General features: G+C 49.0%; 3 protein-coding genes. All 3 read left to right on the top strand.

Going from position 1 to position 2,534, the window contains the following annotated elements; all coding sequences use genetic code 11:
* A partial coding sequence (locus GX135_04240) for a pyridoxal phosphate-dependent aminotransferase (protein ID NLN85297.1) occupies positions 1-1,054 on the top strand: 1,054 nt, incomplete at its 5' end.
* 24 nt (positions 1,055-1,078) lie between these two features.
* On the top strand, positions 1,079-2,023 hold the full coding sequence (locus GX135_04235; protein NLN85296.1) for a sugar ABC transporter permease: 945 nt from the start codon (positions 1,079-1,081) through the stop codon (positions 2,021-2,023).
* Positions 2,024-2,034: 11 nt separating this feature from the next.
* Positions 2,035-2,534 (top strand): carbohydrate ABC transporter permease (locus GX135_04230; protein NLN85295.1); only part of this gene is annotated, 500 nt, incomplete at its 3' end.

Below are 2,534 nucleotides of genomic sequence, written 5' to 3'. Positions count from 1 at the left end.
GCAAATGATTGAAGCCTACCACTCTTTTTCTGAAAAAGTATTAGCCTACGGCCCTTCCCAAGGCTTGGATGTATATAGAGACGGCTTGGTGCAATATTATGCCAGCCACGATATCCCCCTGCAGGAAAACCAAATAATCGTGACCCAGGCAGGCTCCGAAGCTGTTACCTTCGCCATGATGGTGGTGGCGGAAGCGGGTGACGAAATAATCGTTCCTGAGCCTTTTTATACAAATTACAACGGTTTTGCCACCATGGCTGGAATCAATATCCGACCCCTGCTCACCGTTGCCGAAGATGGATTTCAGCTTCCACCTAATGAGGCAATCGAGGCGCTCATCGGCCCCAAAACCAAAGCCATCATGATTTGCAACCCCGGCAACCCCACCGGCACGGTCTATTCCAAGGAAGATATCTTCCGCTTGGGCGAACTTGCCAAACGTCACAATCTCTTTGTCATCTCCGACGAAGTTTACCGTGAATTCATTTATGAAGGGCTTTCCCACACCAGCATCATGCACGTTCCGGGTTTGGAGGAAAACGCCATCGTGGTGGACAGCGTTTCCAAGCGCTACAGCGCCTGCGGCGCCCGCATCGGCTGCATCGTTTCCCGCAATAAAGATTTAATGAATGCCACGCTCAAATTTGCCCAAGCCAGGCTTTGCCCTCCAACCGTGGATCAGCTTGCAGCCCTGGCATGCGTTCCCCTCGCGGACGACTTTTTTAAGCCGCTCATCGCCGAATATCAAGCCCGACGCGACCTTGCCTATGACGCCCTAATGAAAATTCCTGGCGTTGTTTGTGTGAAACCCCAAGGTGCTTTCTACATTTTGGTGAAACTACCCGTGGACGATTGTGAGAAATTCATCATCTGGATGCTGAATGATTTCAATATCGATGGTGAAACCGTTATGGGCGCACCCGGCGAAGGCTTTTATGCCACACCCGGATTGGGAAAAAATGAAATGCGCCTGGCTTACGTTCTCAACGAAGACGAACTTGCCCGTGCCATGCATGTTTTTGCCCGCGGCTTTGAGGCATACAAAAACCTTTAACCCCCAAAAAACCAAGGCGGCCAAATGAAAACCAAGCGTAAGATCGAGCCCTATCTCTATCTGCTTCCAGCGCTGGTGTTGCTGTTGCTTTTTCGTTTTATACCCATCCTGATGTCTTTTGCCATCAGTTTTTTCGATTTTGGCATCACCAATATCGGAAAATTCATCGGTTTCGGACATTACAGCAGGCTTTTTGCGGACAAAGAATTCTGGCAATCCATGGGAAACACACTCTGGTTGGTGCTGATTGCCGTTCCCGCCAGCATCATCTTGCCTCTCATCTTTGCCCAGCTTTTGAACCAGGTGGAGCGCCTCAAAGGCTTTTTCCGCACCATCTATTTCATGCCATACGTAACCTCACTGGTGGCTGTGTCCATAGTTTGGAAAATCATATTTTCAGAACAAGCCGGACTGGCAAACACCTTTTTGGGATGGCTGGGAATGAAGCCACAGCTTTGGTTGGCAGAGCCCCAAGGCATCCTGCCCCTGTTTTTGGAAAACATCGGCATCACAGCCCCGCAATGGATGGATGGATGGCTGGGTGGACCTTCTCTGGCACTTTTTTCCATCATCATCATGACCGTTTGGAAAGGCTTGGGCTACAACACCATTATCTATCTGGCGGGTTTGCAGAACATTTCCAAGGTCTATTATGAAGCCGCCGACATTGATGGAGCGGGAAAGCTGCGCCAATTTTTCAAGATAACCGTGCCGCTAATCTCCCCCACCACATTTTACGTGTTGCTGATGACCACCATTGTCAGTTTTCAAACCTTCGCGCAGATCTATATGATGACCGACAAAGGTGGCCCGCTTGGCACCACGAAGCTGATTGTTTATTACATCTATGAAAAAGGCTTCGACAAGATGGATATGGGCTATGCCAGCGCCGCGGCCATCATCCTCTTCATCGTGATTCTGGGCCTCACCATGCTCCAACGTCGTTTGGAAAAAACGGTTAATTATTAAGGGAGCTGAAGATGAAAAACCCAATTGCCTCCACACTCACCTACATTTTCCTGATCATCTTTGGCGCCGTGATGGTGGTTCCCTTCATTTGGATGCTTTCCACCTCGCTGATGACCCAGGGTGAATTCAACAAAAACGATTCCATCTTCATTCCCAAGGAAGAATACCACGTTTGGAAAGACGGAAATGTGGAACGCCGCGTAATCCTTGTACAGAGCAAGGATGGCAAGGCCGTAATTCACGTTTTGGACAGCGAGGGTCAAATCTCCAAAGATTTTGAAGAATATCTGGAAGTTCCCGATAATCAAGTGGAAATGGTGCGCAAAAAGCCCAGTTTCCATTTTGAAAACTTTATCAATGCATTCAAGAAAGTCCCCTTCGCCACCTATTTCGCAAACACGCTCTACGTCTCCTTCTTCACGCTCATCGGGGTTTTAATCAGCTCCGTTTTGGCGGCTTACGCCTTCGCGCGGCTGGAATTCAAAGGCAAAGACCTGCTTTTCTACCTCTT

The sequence above is a fragment of the Candidatus Cloacimonadota bacterium genome (genome assembly GCA_012522635.1).
In the GTDB taxonomy this organism is placed as follows: Bacteria; Cloacimonadota; Cloacimonadia; order Cloacimonadales; family Cloacimonadaceae; genus Syntrophosphaera.
This window is presented reverse-complemented; position numbering and strand designations above follow the sequence as displayed.

What these genes read in the sequence shown, in the direction of transcription:
- GX135_04235 (NLN85296.1), top strand. Translation starts at nt 1,079, where the DNA reads ATGAAAACCAAGCGTAAGATCGAGCCCTATCTCTATCTGCTTCCAGCG.